This is a genomic window from Pseudomonas frederiksbergensis (assembly GCF_900105495.1).
Lineage (GTDB): Bacteria > Pseudomonadota > Gammaproteobacteria > Pseudomonadales > Pseudomonadaceae > Aquipseudomonas > Aquipseudomonas frederiksbergensis.
In genome coordinates this window covers 653,482-675,494 of record NZ_FNTF01000002.1, presented here as the reverse complement: position 1 = coordinate 675,494, position 22,013 = coordinate 653,482, and the positions used below count along the sequence as shown (strand labels likewise).

At 59.9% G+C, this 22,013-nt stretch carries 20 protein-coding genes; 14 read left to right on the top strand and 6 right to left on the bottom strand.

Annotation, left to right across the window (positions count from 1 at the left end):
* Positions 1-39: 39 nt before the first annotated feature.
* From BLW70_RS03765 to BLW70_RS03745, 5 genes are read left to right on the top strand one after another with little or no spacing between them, the layout of a single operon-like run.
* Complete coding sequence (locus BLW70_RS03765; RefSeq protein ID WP_074871797.1) at positions 40-1,005, top strand: sulfonate ABC transporter substrate-binding protein; 966 nt, start codon at positions 40-42, stop codon at positions 1,003-1,005.
* Between the two features lie 26 nt (positions 1,006-1,031).
* Positions 1,032-2,180, top strand: coding sequence for an FMNH2-dependent alkanesulfonate monooxygenase (gene ssuD, locus BLW70_RS03760; RefSeq protein WP_008026018.1), 1,149 nt, complete (start codon positions 1,032-1,034; stop codon positions 2,178-2,180).
* 8 nt (positions 2,181-2,188) lie between these two features.
* Positions 2,189-2,971: an aliphatic sulfonate ABC transporter permease SsuC gene (ssuC, locus tag BLW70_RS03755; protein ID WP_074871795.1), complete on the top strand. Its 783-nt coding sequence runs from the start codon at positions 2,189-2,191 to the stop codon at positions 2,969-2,971.
* Positions 2,968-3,774, top strand: a complete 807-nt coding sequence (gene ssuB / locus BLW70_RS03750; protein ID WP_074871793.1) for an aliphatic sulfonates ABC transporter ATP-binding protein — start codon at positions 2,968-2,970, stop codon at positions 3,772-3,774. The genes ssuC and ssuB overlap by 4 nt, the downstream gene beginning before the upstream one ends.
* A 33-nt stretch (positions 3,775-3,807) precedes the next feature.
* A complete protein-coding gene (locus BLW70_RS03745; protein WP_003229256.1) occupies positions 3,808-4,023 on the top strand; it encodes a TOBE domain-containing protein in 216 nt (71 codons plus the stop codon).
* A 94-nt stretch (positions 4,024-4,117) separates the two neighbouring features.
* Here BLW70_RS03745 and BLW70_RS03740 read toward each other — a convergent pair whose 3' ends face one another.
* The 3 genes from BLW70_RS03740 to BLW70_RS03730 form a co-directional block, all read right to left on the bottom strand.
* Entirely contained in the window at positions 4,118-4,882 is a 765-nt protein-coding gene (locus BLW70_RS03740; RefSeq protein ID WP_074871791.1) for a hypothetical protein, read from the bottom strand.
* Positions 4,883-4,897: 15 nt separating this feature from the next.
* Positions 4,898-5,530, bottom strand: coding sequence for a TetR/AcrR family transcriptional regulator (locus BLW70_RS03735; protein WP_074871789.1), 633 nt, complete (start codon positions 5,528-5,530; stop codon positions 4,898-4,900).
* A 214-nt stretch (positions 5,531-5,744) separates the two neighbouring features.
* A complete protein-coding gene (locus BLW70_RS03730; protein ID WP_008150449.1) occupies positions 5,745-7,121 on the bottom strand; it encodes a glutamine synthetase family protein in 1,377 nt (458 codons plus the stop codon).
* Between the two features lie 278 nt (positions 7,122-7,399).
* Here BLW70_RS03730 and BLW70_RS03725 point away from each other — a divergent pair, with 278 nt between their 5' ends.
* The 8 genes from BLW70_RS03725 (at position 7,400) to BLW70_RS03690 (ending at position 16,655) form a co-directional block, all read left to right on the top strand.
* Positions 7,400-8,176, top strand: a complete 777-nt coding sequence (locus tag BLW70_RS03725) for a gamma-glutamyl-gamma-aminobutyrate hydrolase family protein (RefSeq protein WP_074871787.1) — start codon at positions 7,400-7,402, stop codon at positions 8,174-8,176.
* A 37-nt stretch (positions 8,177-8,213) separates the two neighbouring features.
* Positions 8,214-9,572, top strand: coding sequence for a glutamine synthetase family protein (locus BLW70_RS03720; protein ID WP_074871785.1), 1,359 nt, complete (start codon positions 8,214-8,216; stop codon positions 9,570-9,572).
* Between the two features lie 58 nt (positions 9,573-9,630).
* The gene (locus tag BLW70_RS03715; RefSeq protein WP_074871784.1) at positions 9,631-10,995 is read left to right on the top strand and encodes an aspartate aminotransferase family protein; all 1,365 of its coding nucleotides are present in this window, start codon (positions 9,631-9,633) and stop codon (positions 10,993-10,995) included.
* Between the two features lie 197 nt (positions 10,996-11,192).
* Positions 11,193-12,290, top strand: coding sequence for a polyamine ABC transporter substrate-binding protein (locus BLW70_RS03710; protein WP_074871782.1), 1,098 nt, complete (start codon positions 11,193-11,195; stop codon positions 12,288-12,290).
* A gap of 244 nt (positions 12,291-12,534) precedes the next feature.
* Positions 12,535-13,632, top strand: a complete 1,098-nt coding sequence (locus BLW70_RS03705; RefSeq protein ID WP_074871779.1) for a polyamine ABC transporter substrate-binding protein — start codon at positions 12,535-12,537, stop codon at positions 13,630-13,632.
* A 73-nt stretch (positions 13,633-13,705) separates the two neighbouring features.
* Complete coding sequence (locus BLW70_RS03700) at positions 13,706-14,848, top strand: ABC transporter ATP-binding protein (RefSeq protein ID WP_074871777.1); 1,143 nt, start codon at positions 13,706-13,708, stop codon at positions 14,846-14,848.
* Positions 14,845-15,765, top strand: a complete 921-nt coding sequence (locus BLW70_RS03695) for an ABC transporter permease subunit (RefSeq protein WP_074871776.1) — start codon at positions 14,845-14,847, stop codon at positions 15,763-15,765. The genes BLW70_RS03700 and BLW70_RS03695 overlap by 4 nt, the downstream gene beginning before the upstream one ends.
* A complete protein-coding gene (locus BLW70_RS03690; protein ID WP_074871774.1) occupies positions 15,762-16,655 on the top strand; it encodes an ABC transporter permease subunit in 894 nt (297 codons plus the stop codon). The genes BLW70_RS03695 and BLW70_RS03690 overlap by 4 nt, the downstream gene beginning before the upstream one ends.
* A gap of 124 nt (positions 16,656-16,779) precedes the next feature.
* On the opposite strand, the gene BLW70_RS03685 is transcribed toward BLW70_RS03690, so the two are convergent.
* Entirely contained in the window at positions 16,780-17,421 is a 642-nt protein-coding gene (locus BLW70_RS03685; RefSeq protein ID WP_074871772.1) for an HD domain-containing protein, read from the bottom strand.
* A gap of 373 nt (positions 17,422-17,794) precedes the next feature.
* Here BLW70_RS03685 and BLW70_RS03680 point away from each other — a divergent pair, with 373 nt between their 5' ends.
* A complete protein-coding gene (locus BLW70_RS03680; protein ID WP_074880398.1) occupies positions 17,795-18,760 on the top strand; it encodes a GlxA family transcriptional regulator in 966 nt (321 codons plus the stop codon).
* Between the two features lie 122 nt (positions 18,761-18,882).
* Here BLW70_RS03680 and BLW70_RS03675 read toward each other — a convergent pair whose 3' ends face one another.
* Both BLW70_RS03675 and BLW70_RS03670 read right to left on the bottom strand, forming a co-directional pair.
* Complete coding sequence (locus tag BLW70_RS03675) at positions 18,883-21,294, bottom strand: penicillin acylase family protein (RefSeq protein WP_074871771.1); 2,412 nt, start codon at positions 21,292-21,294, stop codon at positions 18,883-18,885.
* A 78-nt stretch (positions 21,295-21,372) separates the two neighbouring features.
* Positions 21,373-21,984, bottom strand: coding sequence for a DUF6436 domain-containing protein (locus BLW70_RS03670; RefSeq protein ID WP_074871769.1), 612 nt, complete (start codon positions 21,982-21,984; stop codon positions 21,373-21,375).
* Positions 21,985-22,013: the final 29 nt, after the last annotated feature.

The window sequence follows — 22,013 nt, the reverse complement described above, 5'->3', positions numbered from 1 at the left end:
CAGGTGCAGCCAAAACCCAACTGCAAAAAGGAGAGCGCCATGCGCACTGTCATTTTGCGTCGTGGTCTGGTCGCTCTGTTTGCTGCGGCTGTCACCTTCGGCGCCATTACTCAAGTTCAAGCCGAGACGCTTCGAATCGGCTATCAAAAATACGGCACCCTGGTGCTGCTCAAAGCCAAAGGTACCTTGGAAAAACGCCTCGCCGCCCAAGGCGTGGACGTGCAATGGACTGAATTCCCCGGCGGCCCGCAATTGCTCGAAGGGCTGAACGTCGGCTCCATCGACTTCGGCGTGACGGGTGAAACGCCACCGGTATTCGCTCAAGCCGCCGGCGCCGATCTGCTCTACGTCGCCTACGAACCACCCGCGCCTCACAGCGAAGCGATCCTGGTGCCGAAGGACTCGCCGATCAAATCGGTGCTGGACCTCAAGGGCAAGAAAGTCGTTCTGAACAAAGGCTCCAACGTTCACTACCTGCTGGTCCGCGCATTGGAAGATGCCGGCCTCAAATACACCGACATCCAGACCGTCTTCCTGCCGCCGGCCGATGCCCGCGCCGCGTTCGAACGTGGCAGCGTCGATGCCTGGGTGATCTGGGATCCGTACCAGGCCGCCGCCGAACAACAGTTGCAGGCGCGCACCCTGCGTGATGGCCAAGGCATCGTCGACAACCATCAGTTCTACCTCGCGACCAAGCCTTATGCGCAGAAAAATCCGCAGGTAATCAAGACCCTCGTGGAAGAAGTGCGCGCGGTCGGTGAATGGTCCAAGGCCAATCCCGTCGAGGTGACCCAACAAGTCTCGCCGCTGCTCGGCCTGCCCGCCGACATCACCCTCACTTCGATGAAGCGCCAAGGTTTCGGCGCACTGTTCATCACGCCAGACGTGGTCGCCGCGCAGCAGAAAATCGCCGATTCCTTCTATCAGCTCAAGCTGATTCCAAAGCCACTGAGCATCAAAGACGTGATCTGGACGCCTCCGGCGGCCGTTGCCAACGCTCAGTAATTCGAATCCCCAAGGAGACCACTCCAATGAGCCTCAATATCTTCTGGTTCCTGCCTACCCACGGCGACGGCCATTACCTTGGTACCGCCGAAGGCGCTCGCGCCGTCGACCACGGTTATCTGCAACAAGTCGCGCAAGCGGCGGATCGGCTGGGCTTCGGCGGGGTACTGATTCCTACCGGGCGTTCTTGCGAAGATTCGTGGCTGGTGGCCGCGTCGCTGATCCCGGTGACCCAGCGTTTGAAATTCCTCGTCGCCCTGCGCCCCGGGATCATTTCCCCGACGGTGGCCGCGCGTCAGGCTGCGACGCTGGATCGCCTGTCCGGCGGCCGTGCCTTGTTCAATCTGGTAACCGGCGGTGATCCGGAAGAATTGGCCGGCGACGGTTTGTTCCTGACTCACGAAGAGCGCTATCAAGCCTCGGTGGAATTCACCCGCATCTGGCGCCGCGTGCTGGAAGGCGAAACCGTTGATTACGACGGTCAGCACATCAGCGTGAAGGGCGCGAAGTTGCTCTACCCGCCGATCCAGCAACCGCGTCCGCCGCTGTACTTCGGCGGTTCTTCGGAAGCGGCGCAGGATCTGGCAGCTGAGCAGGTTGAAATGGTTTTGACCTGGGGCGAACCGCCGGCCGCCGTTGCCGAGAAGATCGAACAAGTGCGCGCCAAAGCCGCGAAGCTCGGGCGCACCGTGCGCTTCGGCATTCGCTTGCATGTGATCGTTCGTGAAACCAATGCCGAAGCCTGGCAAGCGGCGGATCGGCTGATCTCTCATCTGGACGACGACACCATCGCTCGCGCCCAGGCTTCTCTGGCGCGCTTCGACTCGGTCGGCCAGCAACGCATGGCCGCCCTGCATGGCGGCAGCCGTGACAACCTGGAAGTCAGCCCCAACCTGTGGGCGGGTGTCGGCCTGGTGCGTGGCGGTGCCGGTACGGCATTGGTGGGCGACGGTCCGACTGTGGCCGCCCGCGTGAAGGAATACGCGGACCTGGGCATCGACACGTTCATCTTCTCCGGTTACCCACACCTGGAAGAGTCGTACCGTGTCGCCGAATTGCTGTTCCCGCACCTCGATATCGAGCGTCCGGAACTACCGAAAAGCGCCGGTTACGTCAGCCCGTTTGGCGAGATGGTCGCCAACGACATCCTCCCCAAAGCCGCCTCGCAGAGCTGAGGCGCGCCATGAAGAAACTTATCCATAGCCTCGCGCCATGGGCGTTGCCGGTGTTGCTGCTGGCGGTGTGGCAGTTGTCGGTGTCGGCGGGCTGGTTGTCGACACGGATTTTGCCGGCACCCATCGCCGTCATCGAAGCCGCCGTCAGCCTGGTGCGCAGCGGTGAAATCTGGACGCACCTGGCGATCAGCGGCTGGCGCGCAGCGCTGGGCTTCGCCATCGGCGGCAGCATCGGCCTGGCTTTGGGCTTCATCACTGGCCTGTCGAAATGGGGCGAACGGCTGCTCGACAGTTCGGTGCAGATGATCCGCAACGTGCCGCACCTGGCGCTGATTCCACTGGTGATCCTGTGGTTCGGCATCGATGAGTCGGCGAAGATTTTCCTGGTGGCGTTGGGCACGTTGTTCCCGATCTACCTCAACACTTATCACGGCATTCGCAACGTCGATCCGGCACTGGTGGAAATGTCCCGCAGTTATGGCTTGTCCGGTTTCAGCCTGTTCCGACAGGTGATCCTGCCGGGCGCGCTGCCTTCGATTCTGGTCGGCGTGCGGTTCGCGCTGGGCTTCATGTGGCTGACGTTGATCGTCGCGGAAACCATTTCCGCCAGCTCCGGCATCGGCTACCTGGCGATGAATGCCCGGGAGTTCTTGCAGACGGACGTGGTGGTGCTGGCGATTCTTTTGTATGCCGTGCTCGGCAAACTCGCCGACCTCGCGGCCCGTGGACTTGAACGCGTGTGGTTGCGCTGGCACCCGGCCTATCAGGTTGTCAAAGGCGGTGCGGCATGACGGCTCAACAACCTCCACGCCTGCTGCACGGGATTCCGCTGGCAGTGCGCAAACTGCAGAAGACGTTTGGTGCACGACAGGTTTTGCGCGAGATCGATCTGCACATCCCGGCGGGTCAGTTTGTCGCCGTGGTCGGTCGTAGCGGTTGCGGCAAAAGCACCTTGCTGCGCTTGCTCGCCGGTCTCGACAAACCCACGGGCGGTGAACTGCGCGCGGGCTCCGCGCCCCTGAGTGCGGCGCGGGAAGACACTCGATTGATGTTTCAGGAAGCGCGCTTGCTGCCATGGAAAAAGGTTATCGACAACGTCGGCCTCGGGCTCAAGGGCAACTGGCGTGCGCAAGCGCTGGAAGCGTTGGAGTCGGTGGGCCTGGCTGATCGCGCCAATGAATGGCCGGCCGCCTTGTCCGGCGGCCAGAAGCAACGCGTGGCCCTGGCCCGCGCGCTGATTCACCAACCGCGTTTGCTGTTGCTCGACGAACCACTGGGCGCGCTGGATGCCCTGACCCGAATTGAAATGCAGCAACTGATCGAACGGCTCTGGCAAAAGCACGGTTTCACTGTGTTGCTGGTCACCCACGACGTCAGTGAAGCGGTGTCGATTGCCGACCGGGTGATCCTGATCGAAGAGGGCGAAGTCGGCCTCGACCTCCATGTTGAGTTGCCGCGCCCTCGGGTTCGCGGCTCCCATCGGCTTGCGGCGCTGGAAACCGAAGTCCTCAATCGCGTACTGGCGTTGCCCGGGGAACCGCCGGCTCCGGAACCTGTTTCACCCTTGCCCACGCAATTGCGCTGGGCTCAATAACTCAAGCCTTATCCAACGACAGGAATCAACATCATGACGATCAAAGCCATCAACGTTCGTAACCAGTTCAAAGGCTCCATCAAGGAAATCGTACTCGGCGACGTGCTGTCGGAAATCGACGTACAAACCGCTTCCGGCATCGTCACTTCGGTAATCACCACTCGCTCGGTGAAAGAGCTGGAACTGGTAGTCGGCAGCGAAGTGATCGCGTTTGTGAAATCCACCGAAGTGTCGATCGCCAAGTTGTAAGCGTGTGCACAAACAACAACCCCGAACGGTTTAAGCCCTGATCGTTCCCACGCTCTGCGTGGGAATGCCTCTACGGACGCTCTGCGTTCGGCTCTCAGGGCTCCGGCTCGCAGCGCCAACCGGCGGCGGGCGCGTAGGAGCCGAGTGAAGACAACAGGCGTGGGTCGCGGAATATCTCGCCGGCGTTTGGATCGATGTCTGCCGGTAACAGTGGTTGCCCGGTCAGCATGGGCAGTGTCGAATAGTCGATGTGCCACGGGGTTTGCCCGGCATGGTGGCGACCGAAAGAGAGTTCGCAGGCAAGCTGTTGCGGGGCGGTTGCCGTATTGATGTGTTCACGCAAATGGCCGCCGGGATTGAGCGCGACCGCGCGGCTGGCGGCGAACAAAAAGTAGTCGCCGGCCAGCACCAGGCAGGCAACGCGTGTTGGATCATCAACCGCCTGCAGCCACTGGCCGCGACAAGTGCCGCGAGAGTCCGGCAACCGCTCCCAGATCTCGTAGTAATTGTCGTCCAGAGCGGTTTCGATCAGGCGTTCGCTGGTTTCGAAATGCATGCGCCCGATGTCTTCTTCGGTGCTGACCGGCTGGTAGTCGAGTTTGCGATGCCACTGGCAAATGTCGCCGTCGACCTGGGTCACGCCGGCGAAGCCTTTTTGCTCGCTCAGGGTCAGCAGGTCAGCGTGATTCTGTTGCTCCAGCGGCAAGGCCGGAAGCGGGGCAGGCGGGATGCGCAGATCGGCAAACAAGCGCGGTGTTTGCAGCCAGTACACAGCCGTTTCGCTGTCGACGCGCCCCGACTGGAATTTGATCAGGCGTCGTTGCCACACGCCAAGGTAGTTGTCTGGAACGTGCGGCATGAAGACCTCGTTGTATTACAGGCTGCGCTTGGGCAGATAGGGCGGCAAATACAGGCCCAGGTAGGCGTCGAATACTCGCATGCCTTCCTCTGCCATGCGCGGCGTGATCTGCCCGTGTTGTTGCACCGAGCGCGCATAGACGCGATCGCCCAGCTCCATGGCCAGCGCAAACACGTCGACATCATTGGGAAGCCTCGGCAGTTCGAAGTGATGATCGAACAGCTTGTGCATCAGGTCGCCGAGTTCGATGTCGTGCTGGCGGTCGGCCTGGGTGACTTCGGTCAGCCCGTGCTGGGCAAGGATCAGTTGGCGGGCGGCGGCGTCTTCGTCGTAGATGTCGAGCATGCGTTGTTCCACCAGGCGCGACAAATCGCGCCAGCCGTGGAGGGCGTCGTGGTCGATGGGCGCTTGCAGGCAGGCACGGAATGCCGCGTGAACGTCGGCCGTCAGGGCTTCGAGCAATGCAGGGACGCTGGCGAAGAAGTGATAGACGGAGGAGGGCGGGATCTCTGCGCGTTCGGCGACGCTGTAGATCGACAGGCTGGCCACGCCCTCGGCAGCCAGCAGCGTGCGGGCGGCATCGAGTATCGAATCGATCCGGGCCTGGCTGCGGGCGCGGGGTTTGCGAAGGGTGGCGGTGCGCGTCATTGAAGTCTCCTGCGGGGCAGCGGGCATTGTACGAGCAGGCATCTGTGTTGTCTGCCAGGACGCCATCGCGAGCAGGCTCGCTCCCACATTTGATTTGTGGGTACCTGTGGGAGCGAGCCTGCTCGCGATGAGTCCAACTCGGTTTAACTGAATAAACCCCATAAAAAAACGCCGCAAGCTGTGAGGCCGGCGGCGTTGTTTTTACTGCAACCGCTTACACGGTATGCAGGTACCAGTTGTACTCGAGGTCGGAGATGGAGTGTTCGAACTCCTCCAGCTCGCTCTCTTTGCACGCGACGAAGATATCGATGTATTTCGGATCGATGTACTTGGCCATGACTTCGCTGTCGTCCAGCTCGCGCAATGCATCGCGCAGGTTGTTTGGCAGGCTTTGCTCGTTCTGCTCGTAGGAGTTGCCTTCCACGGGTGCGCCCGGCTCGATCTTGTTGGTCAGGCCGTGGTGCACGCCTGCCAGGACCGAAGCCATCAGCAGGTACGGGTTGGCATCGGCGCCGGCAACGCGGTGCTCCAGACGGACCGCGTCGGCGGAACCGGTCGGCACACGCACCGCAACGGTACGGTTGTCCAGACCCCAGCACGGTGCGTTCGGCACGTAGAACTGTGCGCCAAAACGACGGTAGGAGTTGACGTTCGGGCAGAGGAAAGCCATCTGCGCCGGTAGGGTCTCGAGCACACCGCCGATCGCGTGACGCAGTGCGGCGTTCTGCTCGGGATCCTCGCTGGCAAAAATGTTCTTGCCATCTTTATCAAGAATCGAGATGTGGACGTGCAGACCGTTGCCCGCCTGGCCCGGGTAAGGCTTGGCCATGAACGTGGTGTCCATTTCATGGTCGTAGGCGATGTTTTTGATCAGGCGTTTCAGCAGGACCGCGTAGTCGCAGGCCTTGATCGGGTCGGCAACGTGGTGCAGGTTCACTTCGAACTGCGCCGGGGCACTTTCCTTGACGATCGCGTCGGCAGGGATGCCTTGCTCTTTCGCACCTTCCAGAATGTCCTGGAGGCAGTCGACGTATTCGTCGAGGTCGTCGATCAGGTAAACCTGGGTCGAATGCGGACGCTTGCCGGAGATTGGCGAGCGAGGCGGTTGTGGGCGACCGTTCACGTTCTCCTGGTCGATCAGGTAGAACTCCAGTTCGAACGCGGCGCAGATCGTCAGACCCATCTCGTCGAACTTGGCAACAACTTGACGCAGAACTTCACGGGGATCCGCGAAGAAAGGTTCACCTTCAAGTTCGTGCATGGTCATTAACAGTTGCGCGGTAGGGCGCTTCTGCCAAGGTTCATTGCACAGGGTGTCAGGGATTGGATAGCAGATTCGGTCAGCATCGCCGATGTCCAGGCCCAGGCCGGTGCTTTCCACCGTCGAGCCATTGATATCCAGAGCAAATAGAGAGGCCGGCAGGTTGATGCCTTTCTCGTAAACCTTGTGGAGGCTGGTGCGTTCAATGCGCTTGCCGCGCACCACACCATTCATATCCGCAATCAGAAGGTCAACGTACAGAACCTCAGGATGTTCCTTAAGGAACGCGTTCGCTTCGTTAAGCTGAACGGCACGCGGGGGTACCGACATGATGCAACACCTTTGTTGTTAAAAATATCAATCATTGATCTCTTCGGATTCCAGTCAACCCGAACGGCATGCCGAAGTCAAGCGAGGCCTTTTTTGCCCTAAAAAAGCACCCATTGAGCTTTTTTGAGGCACTTTGGGGCGTTTTTATGCCTTTGAGCGCTTTAGCGTCTGCGGGCTTGAGCGGGCCGTGTTGTATTTTTTACGGGGGTGTTGTGTAAAAAAATGAACAAGGCTAAGCTCGATTCAAACCCATAACAGCAATAATACCGGGGTGCTTCATGTCTCGCCTGCCGTTAATCGGCGTCACCGCCTGCTCTAAGCAGATCGGTCTGCATGCTTATCACATCAGTGGCGACAAGTACGTCCGCGCCGTGGCCTCGGCGGCCAAGGGCCTGCCGGTGATTCTTCCGTCCCTGGCCGATTTGCTGGCACCGTCCGATATTCTGGACGGTCTGGATGGCATCCTCTTTACAGGTTCACCTTCCAATATAGAACCGTTTCACTATAGCGGCCCCGCCAGCGCGCCGGGCACTGCTCATGATTCTGCACGTGATGCCACCACCCTCCCGTTGATCCGCGCCGCTGTCGAGGCCGGTGTTCCCGTGCTCGGCATTTGCCGCGGCTTCCAGGAAATGAATGTGGCGTTTGGCGGCACCCTGCATCAAAAAGTTCACGAAGCCGGTCCATTCATGGATCACCGTGAAGACGATAGCCTACCGCTTGAAGGACAGTATGCGCCAAGTCATCCGGTGCACATTCAACCGGGTGGCGTGCTCGCGGGCCTGGGGCTGGCGAGTGAGATACAGGTCAATTCGATTCATGGCCAGGGCGTTGAACGTCTGGCGCCGGGCCTTTGCATCGAAGCCTTGGCGCCTGACGGGTTGATCGAGGCCGTCTCGGTCCCGCAGGGCAAGAGTTTTGCTTTGGGAGTGCAATGGCATCCCGAATGGCAGGTAAGCTCAAACCCGGATTACCTTGCGATCTTCCAGGCATTTGGCGATGCCTGCCGTAAGCGCGCATTACAACGCGACGCCGATGCGTCAAACAACGCCTGACTTATCAGAGTCAGGAAACTCAGCCTAAGAGGCATTTATGAGTAACAACCTCGACCAGCTCACCGATTGGTTGAAAGACCACAAGATCACAGAAGTCGAATGCATGATCGCCGACTTGACCGGGATCACCCGGGGCAAGATTTCGCCGACCAACAAGTTCATTGCCGAAAAAGGCATGCGCCTGCCCGAGAGCGTTCTGTTGCAGACCGTGACCGGCGACTATGTCGAAGACGACATCTATTACGAACTGCTCGACCCGGCCGACATCGACATGATCTGCCGCCCCGACCAGAACGCGGTGTACCTTGTGCCCTGGGCCATTGAGCCCACCGCTCAGGTGATCCACGACACCTACGACAAGCAAGGCAACCCGATCGAGCTGTCGCCGCGCAACGTGCTCAAAAAGGTGCTGAAACTCTATTCCGACAAGGGCTGGCAGCCGATCGTGGCGCCAGAAATGGAGTTCTACCTGACCAAGCGCTGCGAAGACCCGGACTTCCCGCTGCAACCGCCGATTGGCCGTTCCGGTCGTCCGGAAACCGGTCGTCAGTCCTTCTCGATTGAAGCGGCGAACGAATTCGATCCGCTGTTCGAAGACGTCTACGACTGGTGCGAATTGCAGGAACTGGACCTGGACACGTTGATCCACGAGGACGGCACGGCGCAGATGGAAATCAACTTCCGTCACGGCGATGCCCTGTCCCTGGCCGACCAGATCCTGGTGTTCAAGCGCACCATGCGCGAAGCCGCGCTCAAGCACGATGTGGCTGCCACCTTCATGGCCAAGCCCATGACCGGCGAGCCGGGCAGTGCGATGCACTTGCACCAGAGCATCATCGACATCGAGACCGGCAAGAACGTCTTCTCCAATGAAGACGGGAGCATGAGCCAGCTGTTCCTGAACCACATCGGTGGTTTGCAGAAACTGATCCCCGAGCTGTTGCCGCTGTTCGCACCGAACGTCAACTCGTTCCGCCGCTTCTTGCCGGACACCTCGGCGCCGGTGAACGTGGAATGGGGCGAAGAGAACCGCACCGTGGGCCTGCGGGTTCCGGATGCCGGGCCGCAAAACCGTCGGGTGGAAAACCGCCTGCCGGGCGCCGACGCCAACCCGTACCTGGCGATTGCCGCGAGCCTGCTCTGCGGTTACATCGGCATGGTCGAAGGCCTCAACCCGAGTGCGCCGGTGGTGGGGCGTGGCTATGAACGCCGCAACCTGCGCCTGCCACTGACCATCGAAGACGCGCTGGAACGCATGGAACACAGCGCGACTATCGAGAAATACCTGGGCAAGAAATTCATCACTGGCTACGTCGCGGTCAAGCGGGCCGAGCATGAAAACTTCAAGCGCGTGATCAGTTCGTGGGAGCGGGAATTCCTGCTGTTCGCCGTCTGATGCGCCGGGCGCCGCTGATGTTGGCGGCGCTCTCACTGAAAATCTTAGGAGAGTTCGCATGACCAGCAACAACCCGCAAACCCGTGAATGGCAAACCCTGAGCAACGATCACCACCTGGCCCCGTTCAGCGATTTCAAGCAGCTGAAAGAGAAAGGCCCGCGGATTATCACCAACGCCAAAGGCGTTTATCTCTGGGACAGCGAAGGCAACAAGATCCTCGACGGCATGGCCGGCCTGTGGTGCGTAGCCATCGGCTACGGTCGCGATGAACTGGCCGATGCCGCCAGTAAACAGATGCGCGAACTGCCTTACTACAACCTGTTCTTCCAGACGGCTCACCCACCGGTGCTGGAACTGGCCAAGGCCATTTCCGACATCGCGCCACAAGGCATGAACCATGTGTTCTTCACCGGTTCCGGTTCTGAAGGCAACGACACCATGCTGCGTATGGTTCGTCACTACTGGGCGATCAAGGGTCAGCCGAAGAAGAAAGTCATCATCAGCCGCAAGAACGGCTATCACGGTTCCACCGTGGCCGGCGCGAGCCTGGGTGGCATGACGTACATGCACGAACAAGGCGACTTGCCGATTCCGGGCATCGTCCACATCGCGCAGCCGTACTGGTTCGCTGAAGGCGGCGAGATGACACCGGAAGAGTTCGGTGTCTGGGCGGCCAATCAGCTGGAAGAGAAGATTCTGGAAGTCGGCGTGGACAACGTCGGTGCCTTTATTGCCGAGCCGATCCAGGGTGCCGGCGGCGTGATCATTCCGCCAGCCACCTACTGGCCGCGCATCAAGGAAATCCTCGCCAAGTACGACATCCTGTTCGTGGCTGACGAAGTGATCTGTGGTTTCGGCCGTACCGGCGAGTGGTTCGGTAGCGATTTCTACGACCTCAAACCCGACATGATGACCATCGCCAAAGGCCTGACCTCCGGCTACATCCCTATGGGTGGCCTGATCGTGCGTGATGAAGTGGTTGAGGTGCTCAACGAAGGCGGCGATTTCAACCACGGTTTCACCTATTCCGGGCACCCGGTGGCCGCTGCGGTGGCACTGGAGAACATCCGCATCCTGCGCGAAGAAAAAATTATCGAGCGCGTTCATGCAGAAACGGCACCCTATTTGCAGAAGCGTCTACGGGAACTGAGCGATCACCCGTTGGTGGGCGAAGTGCGTGGCGTGGGTCTGTTGGGGGCCATAGAACTGGTTCAGGACAAAGCCACTCGCAAACGTTTCGAAGGCAAGGGCGCCGGCATGATTTGCCGCACGTTCTGCTTCGAAAACGGCCTGATCATGCGCGCCGTGGGCGACACCATGATCATTGCTCCGCCACTGGTGATTACACCGGCTGAAATCGACGAGTTGGTGACCAAGGCACGCAAGTGCCTGGACCTGACCCTGAGTGCGTTGCAGGGCTAAGTGCTAGGCTCTGAGCGAGGTGTGAAGTGTGCACTTCGCTCAGCGCAAACAAAGGATGGGTCTTTCCTTGAAAGCCTGCCTTGGATCTTGCCAGACTACCGGTTGTTTTAGTTGCCCAGGAAAAGGCCGCTGGCTCTTGGTTAACAAGAACGTGGTTAAAAAGAATAATTGGAGCATTACCCATGAAGGCATTAGGTATGAAGATAGCTGGCAAGACCCTCCTCGCCATGTCCCTGATGGGCATGATGGCGGGCGCAGTTCAGGCGGACGACAAGGTTCTTCGCGTGTACAACTGGTCCGATTACATCGCGCCGGACACCGTCAAGAAGTTCGAAGCCGAGTCGGGGATCAAGGTTGTTTACGACGTCTTCGACAGTAATGAAACCCTGGAAGCCAAGTTGCTGGCAGGCAAGTCCGGCTACGACATCGTCGTACCGTCGAACAACTTCCTGGCCAAGCAGATCAAGGCCGGCGTTTACCAGAAGCTCGACAAGTCCAAGCTGCCTAACTGGAAGAACCTGAACACTGACCTGCTTAAAGCAGTATCGGTAAGCGACCCGGGCAACGAACACGCGTTCCCGTACATGTGGGGTTCGATCGGTATCGGCTTCAACGCCGAGAAGGTCAAGGCTGCACTGGGCGCCGATGCGCCAACCAACTCCTGGGACCTGCTGTTCAAACCTGAAAACGCTGCCAAGTTGAAATCGTGCGGTATCAGCTTCCTCGATTCGCCAACCGAGATGATTCCGGTGGCGTTGCACTACCTCGGTTACCCAACCGACAGCCAGGACAAAAAACAACTGGCCGAAGCCGAAGCGCTTTTCCTGAAGATTCGTCCGTCGGTGGGCTACTTCCACTCGTCCAAGTACATCTCCGACCTGGCCAACGGCAACATCTGCGTGGCCGTGGGTTACTCGGGCGACATCTACCAGGCCAAGGCTCGCGCGGCTGAAGCCGGTGACAAGGTGAAAGTCAGCTACAACATTCCGAAAGAAGGTGCAGGCAGCTTCTACGACATGGTCGCCATCCCTAAAGATGCCGAAAACGTCGAAGGCGCCTACAAGTTCATGACCTTCCTGCAGAAGCCGGAAATCATGGCTGAAATCACCAACGCCGTACGTTTCCCGAACGGTAACGCAGCCGCCACCGCATTGGTCGATAAAGAAATCACCGCCGACCCGGGCATCTACCCGCCAGAAGACGTGCTGGCCAAGCTGTACGCGATTGCCGACTTGCCGGCCGCGACGCAGCGGATCCTGACTCGCAGCTGGACCAAGATCAAATCCGGTAAGTAAGTAACAAACCCTGTAGCAGCTGCCGCAGGCTGCGTCCAACCGCGCAGCGGTTGCGCTCTCAAGAACGCGGGAAGGTCCTTCGGACCTTAACGCAGCCTTCGGCAGCTGTTACAGGGTTCTGCATAAAAGTTTTGCTGGAACGGTTTTTCGAGGGTAAGTTGCGCGCCGGTTTTGTTGCCAGGCAGCCATGGCTGTCATGTAACGCGGGGCAACTTGGGCCCAACTAATTTTAGAGGACCTCCACGTGCCTGTTTTTTCTTTGTTGCGCAATGCACTGCTGGTCGGCGCCGGACTGACACTTGCCGTGAGTGTCCAGGCCGCTGGCACTGTGCATATTTATAACTGGTCGGACTACATCGGTTCGACAACCCTGGCCGACTTCCAGAAAGAGACCGGCATCAAGCCGGTGTATGACGTCTTCGACTCCAACGAAACCCTGGAAGGCAAGTTGCTGGCCGGGCGTACCGGTTATGACGTGGTCGTACCGTCCAACCACTTCCTCGGCAAGCAGATCAAGGCGGGCGCTTTCCAGAAGCTCGACAAGTCCAAGCTGCCCAACTATGCCAACCTCGACCCGGTGCTGCTCAAGCGCCTGGAGCAAAACGATCCGGGTAACGTGTACGCCGTGCCGTACCTGTGGGGCACCAACGGCATCGGTTACAACGTCGACAAAGTGAAGGCTGTTTTGGGCCTCGACAAGATCGATTCCTGGGATGTGGTGTTCGAGCCGGAAAACATCAAGAAACTGCAAAGCTGCGGCGTGGCGTTCCTCGACTCCGCCGATGAAATGATGCCCACGGTCCTCAACTACATGGGCCTGAACGCCAACAGCACCAACCCCGAAGACTACAAAAAGGCCGAAGCCAAGTTGCTGGCGGTGCGGCCTTACGTGACCTATTTCCACTCGTCCAAATACATCGCGGACCTGGCCAACGGCGATATCTGCGTGGCGATCGGTTTTTCCGGCGACATGTTCCAGGCCAAGGCCCGCGCGGCTGAAGCCGGCAAAGGCATGAACATCGCCTACTCGATTCCGAAAGAGGGCGGCGCGCTCTGGTTCGACATGCTGGCGATCCCCAAGGATGCAGCCAACGTCAAGGAAGCCCACGCCTTCATCAATTATTTGCTGAAACCCGAGGTGATCGCCCAAGTCAGCGATTACGTGGGTTACGCCAACCCTAACCCAGGGTCGGACAAGCTGATGGACGAATCCATTCGCACCGACGAATCGGTTTATCCACCGCAAGCCGTCCTCGACAAGACTTACGTGTCTATCGAGTTGCCACCAAACATTCAACGTTTGATGACCCGCAGCTGGACCAAGGTCAAGTCGGGTAAATAGCGACAAGGCTCAAACTATCCAAGGTTGGCTCACCTTGAGCGAACTGCACTCTTTTTTTCTGGGAGTTTCGTAAATGGCAGTTGCCTCCGGCGCCTATAAGAAAGCCCTCGAGGGCGACCAATCACCTAAACAGGTGTTGGTCAAAATCGACCGGGTCACGAAGAAGTTCGACGAGACGATTGCCGTGGACGACGTGTCCCTGGAAATCAAGAAAGGCGAGATTTTCGCCCTGCTCGGCGGTTCGGGATCGGGCAAATCCACGTTGCTGCGCATGCTCGCAGGCTTCGAACGGCCCACGGAGGGGCGCATTTTCCTCGATGGCGTAGACATCACGGACATGCCGCCCTACGAGCGACCGATCAACATGATGTTCCAGTCCTACGCGTTGTTCCCGCACATGACCGTGGCGCAGAACATCGCATTTGGCCTCAAACAGGACAAAATCCCCGCCGCTGAAGTCGATGCCCGTGTCGCGGACATGCTCAAGCTGGTTCAGATGACGCAGTACGCCAAGCGCAAGCCGCATCAGTTGTCCGGTGGCCAGCGTCAGCGTGTGGCCCTGGCGCGTTCCCTGGCCAAGCGGCCGAAGCTGTTGCTGCTCGACGAACCGATGGGGGCTCTGGACAAGAAGCTGCGTTCGCAAATGCAGCTGGAGCTGGTCGAGATCATCGAGCGGGTCGGCGTAACCTGCGTCATGGTGACCCACGACCAGGAAGAGGCCATGACCATGGCCGAGCGTATCGCGATCATGCACCTGGGCTGGATCGCCCAGATCGGCAGCCCGATCGACATCTACGAAACCCCGACCAGCCGCCTGGTTTGCGAGTTCATCGGCAACGTCAACATCTTCGAAGGTGAAGTGATCGACGACGCCGAAGGCCACGCAATCATCACCTGCAAGGATCTGGACCGGCAGATTTACGTGGGCCACGGTATCAGCACGTCGGTGCAGGACAAATCCGTGACCTACGCGATCCGTCCGGAAAAACTGCTGGTGACGCCGACCATGCCGACCTGCGAATACAACTGGTCCAGCGGCAAGGTGCACGACATCGCCTACCTCGGCGGCCACTCGGTGTTCTACGTCGAACTGCCGAGCGGCAAGATCGTCCAGTCTTTCGTCGCCAACGCCGAGCGCCGCGGCCAGCGCCCAACCTGGGGTGACCAGGTTTATGTGTACTGGGAAGACGACAGCGGCGTGGTACTTCGCTCATGAACATGCGCAAATTCAAACGCCGCCTCAATCGAATAATTCCCGGTGGCCGCCAGTTGGTCATCGGGGTTCCGTTCATTTGGCTGTTCCTGTTCTTCATGTTGCCGTTCTTCATTGTCCTGAAGATCAGCTTCGCCGAAGCCGACGTGGCCATTCCGCCGTACACCGAGATCTACAGCTACCTCGACCAAAAAGTGCAGTTGCTGCTTAACCTGAGCAACTACGCGATGCTGGCGGGCGATGATTTGTACATCGCCGCCTACCTCGGTTCGTTGAAGATGGCGCTGATCAGCACCGTCCTCTGTTTGCTGATCGGCTACCCGATGGCCTACGCCATCGCCAGTGCCCGCAAAGAGATGCAAACGGTACTCGTGCTGCTGATCATGATGCCGACCTGGACCGCGATCCTGATCCGCGTTTACGCGTGGATGGGCATCCTCAGCAACAACGGTCTGCTCAATGGTTTCCTGATGACCATGGGCTGGATCGACGAACCGCTGCAGATCCTCAACACCAACCTCGCGGTGTACATCGGCGTGGTTTATTCGTACCTGCCGTTCATGATCCTGCCGCTCTACGCCAACCTGGTGAAGCACGACAACAGCCTGCTGGAAGCCGCCTCCGACCTGGGTTCAAGCACGTTCAACAGCTTCTGGAAGATCACCATTCCGCTGTCCAAGAACGGCATCGTCGCCGGCTGCATGCTGGTGTTCATTCCGGTGGTGGGCGAGTTCGTGATCCCGGAACTGCTCGGCGGTCCGGAAACCCTGATGATCGGCAAGGTGCTCTGGCAAGAGTTCTTCAACAACCGTGACTGGCCGGTGGCGTCTGCCCTGGCGGTGGTGATGCTGGCGATACTGATTGTGCCGATCATCCTGTTCAACCGCAGTCAGGCCAAGGAAATGGAGGGTAAAGAATGAAGCGCTTCCGTTTCTCAAGTTTCATGCTGGTGGCGGGTTTGCTGTTCATTTACGCGCCGATGCTGATCCTGGTGATCTACTCGTTCAACGCCTCGAAACTGGTGACGGTGTGGGGCGGCTGGTCGATCAAGTGGTACGTCGGCTTGATGGACAACACCCAACTGATGGGCTCGGTGGTGCGCTCGCTGGAAATCGCCTGCTACACGGCGATTGCAGCGGTGGCACTGGGGACGCTGGCGGCATTCGTACTCACCCGTATCACCCACTTCAAGGGCCGCACGCTGTTCGGTGGCCTGGTCACCGCGCCGCTGGTGATGCCTGAGGTGATCACCGGTCTGTCGCTGTTGCTGCTGTTCGTGGCGATGGCGCAGATGATCGGTTGGCCACAGGAACGCGGCATCCTCACCATCTGGATCGCCCACACCACGTTCTGTGCGGCGTATGTGGCGGTGGTGGTCTCGGCGCGCTTGCGTGAGCTGGACCTGTCCATCGAAGAAGCAGCCATGGACCTTGGGGCGCGGCCGTGGAAGGTGTTCTTCCTGATCACCATTCCGATGATCGCGCCATCGTTGGGGGCTGGCGGCATGATGTCGTTCGCCTTGTCCCTGGATGACCTGGTATTGGCGAGCTTCGTGTCCGGCCCGGGTTCCACGACCCTGCCGATGGAAGTGTTCTCGGCGGTGCGTCTGGGCGTGAAACCCGAGATCAACGCCGTGGCCAGTCTGATTCTGCTGGCGGTATCGCTGATGACGTTCCTGGTCTGGTTCTTCAGCCGCCGTGCCGAAGAAAGTCGCAAGCGTGCGATCCAGCAGGCGATCGAAGAAAGCGCTGCCGACTCCTGGAAACAACCGGACGTGCGTCGCGCCCCGCAGGCGCCGGAAGCGGCTTGAGCCTCACCTGATCGTTCCCACGCTCTGCGTGGGAATGCCTCAACGGACGCTCCGCGTTCGGCTTTGGAGGGGACGCGGAGCGTCCCGGGCTGCATTCCCACGCGGAGCGTGGGAACGATCAAGATCAGGAAACCCAAGGGGACTTGCGGATGATCTCGACGAAGTTCATCGGTTTGAAGCCCTGCTCGCTATCCACCAGCACATCCGCGTTCACGGTGCCAAACGTGGTATCCGGCTTGTGTTTGAAGCCATTGGCAAACGCACACAGGATGCATTCCTTGAACCCTTCGCCACGCGGGTGGGCATGCACCACTGCTTCGCGTTGCGCGCTGGGGAATGCTGCGTAATCGATGCCCAGCACATCCATTTCAACACCCGCGGTGACCAGCGCCACATTAGGTCGCAGGTGTTGCGGCACGCCCGGTGTGGTGTGCAGGGCAATCGACAACCAGACCTGCTCGATATCGTCATCGGACAAACCGTAAGGCTTGAGGAACGCTTTGGCGGCATTGGCGCTATCGACTTCGAAGCGTTCGTTGTCGCTGCGATGACCCTCCACCAGACCCAAGTCATGGAACATCGCGCCGACGTACAGCAGTTCGGGGTTGTAGGTCAGTTGCTTGCGTTCACCGCTCAAGGCGCCGAACAGAAACACCCGGCGCGAGTGGTGATACAGCAAGTCTGATTCGACGTCGCGAATGTATTCCGTGGTGGCTTTGGCCAACGCACTGTCGGGGATTTTGATACCGGCGATGGTGCTGCTCATCGTGCTGTCCTCATGGGGAGCGCCGTGGCGGCGCTGATGGGTTCAGTCTGTCCGCGCCCCCGAAACCGGACAATCGATCCAAGGCTGCGATCCCGGCCAATGAGCATGCATATCGTGCCAACCTCGCGTGTTGGGCGAGGATTGGCTAAGTTTGAATCAGGATACACGCACCCCCTGTAGCAGCTGCCGAGCTTGCGAGGCTGCGTCCGGCTGCGCAGCAGTCGTAAACCCTGCGCACGCGATTCACCTGAAAGACCGCAGTGCCTGATTTCACGACTGCTGCGCAGCCGGACGCAGCCTCGCAGGCTCGGCAGCTGCTACAGGTCGTGTGATGGCTGACTTTCATTTCAATACCTGGAAGGCGATTCCTGCCATGAGTAAAACCGTTGCCATCGTGGTCTTTGCCGGCGTTCAGTCCCTGGACGTCACCGGTCCCATGGATGTGTTTTGCGAAGCCAATCGTTTCCTTGAACCCCCCGATCACTATCGACTGGAGGTGATCGGCGTCGAGCGCGGGATGATGGCGTGTTCCAACGGTTTGTCACTCAATGCCCATCGGCATTTCAGCGAAGCGCTGGAGGCGTATGACTTGCTGCTGGTGGCCGGTGGGCCGCAGTTGCCGTTCATGGATTTTGGTGCGGCGTTCGATACCTGGCTGCGCGACGCCTGCGCTCAGGCGCAACGCTTTGGCTCGATCTGCAACGGCGCGTTCATGCTCGCCCGGGCCGGGTTGCTGGAAGGGCGAATGGTCACCACCCACTGGGGTGACGCCGCGGCGCTGGCGCAGTTGTGCCCGTCGACTCAGGTCGAGGCGGATCGCCTTTACGTGCAGGACGGCGAGCTCTACACCTCGGCGGGTGTCACGGCGGGGATTGATTTGTCGCTGTATTTACTGGCCAGGGATCACGGGCCGGAAGTCGCGCTGAATGTGGCAAAGCGACTGGTGGTGTTCACTCAGCGCTCGGGTGGGCAGTCACAGTTCAGCCCATTCCTCACGCCACACGCCGAGCCCACTTCGGCCGTGGCGTTGGTGCAGCTCTATGTATTGGCCAACCTGACGGGCGACCTGGCGATTGCCGACCTGGCCAACGCCGCCAACATGAGCGCCCGCAACTTTTCCCGGGTGTTTGCCAAAGAGGCGAAAGTCACCCCGGCAGAATTCGTCGAACGGGCCAGGGTGGATGCGGCGCGGGTGTTGCTTGAAAGCACCCACTCGCCGCTGAAGACCGTGGCTTACCAGTGCGGATTTCGCGATGCCCAGCACATGCGCAGTGTGTTCAATCGCAGGCTGGGCGTGACGCCACAGCAGTTCAGGCTGAACTTTGCGGCGATGGTTTGAACGCTGATCTATCGTTCCCATGCTCTGCGTGGGAATGCCTCCACGGACGCTCCGCGTTCGGCTCTGTAAGGGACGCAGAGCGTCCCGGGCTGCATTCCCACGCAGAGCGTGGGAACGATCAACTACTGAGCTGAACGCGCCGGCAACAGCTTCAACGTACTGCGGGTATTGGCCGCGACTTCTTCGTCGTTGAGATACGCCTGGTAGTAGATCCCTTCGATATACGCCTCAGCCTGATCGTCATAGTGGCTGTCGAACGGTACGCCACTCTGGCCGACCGGGTTGACGGTCAGGCTGTGGGTCGGGTCGGCGAAGTCGATCAGGCGCCGGGTCGACGGGCCGTAAGTCACTGGCCACGGCGCGGGGCCGATTTTGGCCGAGAGGTTGTTGGGTACTTCATGGGTGCCGGGTGCCGCGAACGGGCCGACATTGAAAATCCGCTCCAGCGGCTTTTGCTGCCCTAGCGGATGGCCATGGGTCAGCGTGTGCGCCTTGCCCCACTGCCATTGCGCGAAATCGCCGCCGAGGGAGGCCTTGAGATGAGCAATGCTCGCCAGCCAGGCAACCTTGACCGTATCGGCGCGGGTTTCCTTGTCGGGGGTGTTGCGGTTGTCCCACCACGGCGAATCGGCAGTCGCGGCCAGGCGAGGCAGTGCGGAATCAATCACCCGGGTCGACAGCAAAGTCTCGAAGAAGTCATTGCCCAGCTCATCGTGCATCGTCGCGTCAGCCAGGTTGAACAGGAACTGGTTGAACAACGTGGCGCTGGTGGAATCGAGCGGGTAGTCACCTTGCCATTGGGCCAGTTGCTCAACCAGTTTGAGTTCGGCGGGATCGCTCACTACTTCACGCAATACCGGCGATAGCGGCGCCAGCAGGCGCGGGCCGTAAGCGGTGGTGGTGCCCAGTTGCAGCTTCTGGCTGGCGTCCAGATCCCACTTGATGTTTTTGTCTCCGAGCTGGCGATTGAGCTGCTGACCTCGATCGGCCAGGTTGTAGTAACCGGGAATCTCCATGCCGGTCGGCGACACCGGCTGGAAGTTGGCCGAGACGATGTAACCGCGTGCCGGGTTCTCTTCCTGCGGGTTGGCGCTGAACGGGTAGAAACCTTCCTTGTCCGCGTCGGCGGTGCTGCCATCGAGTATGAACCCCGGACGCACACCCGCCGGACGTTTCGGCAATTGCGCCGCCGCCCACCAGCCGATGTCACCCTTGGCGTTGGCCCAGACGATGTTCAGGCCCGGCGCCTGGATCTTTGCAGAGGCACTGCGCGCCTTGGCCAGGGTGTCGGCGCGGTTGAGCTGATAGAAGCCCTCAAGGATCGGATTCTGGCTTTCGAGAAAACCCCACCACATGGCGATCGGCGTTTTACCGACGCTGCTGCCCAGCGCATCGTTGACGATCGGGCCGTGGGGCGACTGGCGCAGCACCAATGTCACTGGTGCCTGGCCCTTGACCGCGATCTGCTGTTCGCTGGTCACCATGTCCACCCACTTGCCGCGATACCAGACCTGATTGGCGTTGTCCGGGTTGACCTTCTCGGCAATCAGATCGAGGTCGTCGTTCTGGAACATGGTGATGCTCCAGCCGAAGTCGCGGTTCATCCCGAGAGAGGCAAATGGCATCAATGCCTGATAGTGGCCGTAGAGCTCGAAGCCCGGTGCCGAGAGCTGCGCTTCATACCACACCGACGGCGCGGAAAAACGGATATGCGGGTCGCCGGCCAACAGCGGCTTGCCGCTTTTGGTCCGACTGCCGGAGACCGCCCAGGCGTTGCTGCCCTCGAACTGCGGCAAGCCGTTGTCGGCCAGCGCCTGTTCGCTGAGACGGGCGAGGGCGTTGAGGTCTTTCCAGTCGGTACTGGCGAGGGGCGGCAGGGCAGCGCTGCGGTTTTTCGTCAGTACACCCTTGGGCTGCCAGTCGAGATCGAAGACGTTCAGGTAGTTGGCGCCCAACTGATCGCGCACGTAGGTCAGCAACGGTTCGGTGCGAAACGCCGCAGCAAAACTGTAGGCCATGTAACCGGCGATGCTGATGGTGTCCTGGGCGGTGAAAGGACGTTTGGGAATGCCCAGTACATCAAATTCCGCAGGTTTTGAATGGCCGTCCTGATATTGGTTGATGCCATCCAGATAGGCTTGCATGGCGATAAAGGCCGGCGACTGTTTGTCCATGTTCGCCAGGTAGGTGTCGGCGCGTTCGCGAATGCGCAGGCTGCGCATCAGCTTGTCGGTGTCGAGCAGTTTCGGGCCCAGTACCTCGGCCAGCTCGCCGCGTGCGAGACGGCGCAGGACTTCCATCTGGAACAGCCGATCCTGGGCGTGCACGTAGCCGAGGGCGCGGTACAGGTCGGTTTCGTTATCGGCGCGGATGTGCGGGATGCCGCGCTCGTCGTAGCGCACGGTGACCGAACCTTGCAGGTGTTGCAGCTCCACCATGCCTTGGCGTGTCGGCTGCTTGCTGAAAACGTACCAGCCTGCACCTGCGGCGAGTGCGGCAACCAGCAGGGCGAGGACGGTCAGGCTGCGTTTCATGGTGATTCCTTGTTGTTATGTGTGGCAGCAGTTCCTGGCGCCACTGTTTAACACGGCTTGCCGACCTGGCCATCGCACTTAGGAGGGATTCGCGTCTCCTGTCAGCGTTTGCTTCTGTGTGTCGACTGGCCACGGGCAGTAACAACCCACGGCCAGTGTGTGCGTGGCATTCACCGCGCGGCCTTCGTTCAACGCTTGCAGAATCGGTTCGATAAAGCTGTTGCTGGAATTGCAGGTCAGGCCTTCGCTGTACGGGCCGAAATACGCCAGTTTGCCGTTGCGATCCCAGATCGCCACGGCCGGGCTTGCGGGGATCTGTTCGGCACCCGGCAGGACGACGATGCTTTTCAGGCTGCTTAAGGTGTTCGGCAACTGGCCGTGGCTGCCAGGCTTTTGTACCGCATAAAACTCCACGCCTTGCGGTACATAGTGCTCAACCAGTTCGCTCAGGTGTTGTTGGTTGCCGACGTTGCACGGGCAGGCCGGGTCCCAGAAGTGCACGAGGCGGATGGGGCCGGGGCCGGCGAGGTTGTCGGGCAGGCGCAGCGGGTCGCCGGAGAACACCGCGGTGTGCTCGCTGAACGCTCGCAGGTAGCGCCCCTCAAACCAGTCGTAGGCAGCCCATAGCACGCCGGCACACACGAGGGTGAGCAGGCTGGCAAGCAATGTGGCGCGGTAGGGCGAGCGCATGGATTTCAGTCCTCGAAGGTGCGCTAGCT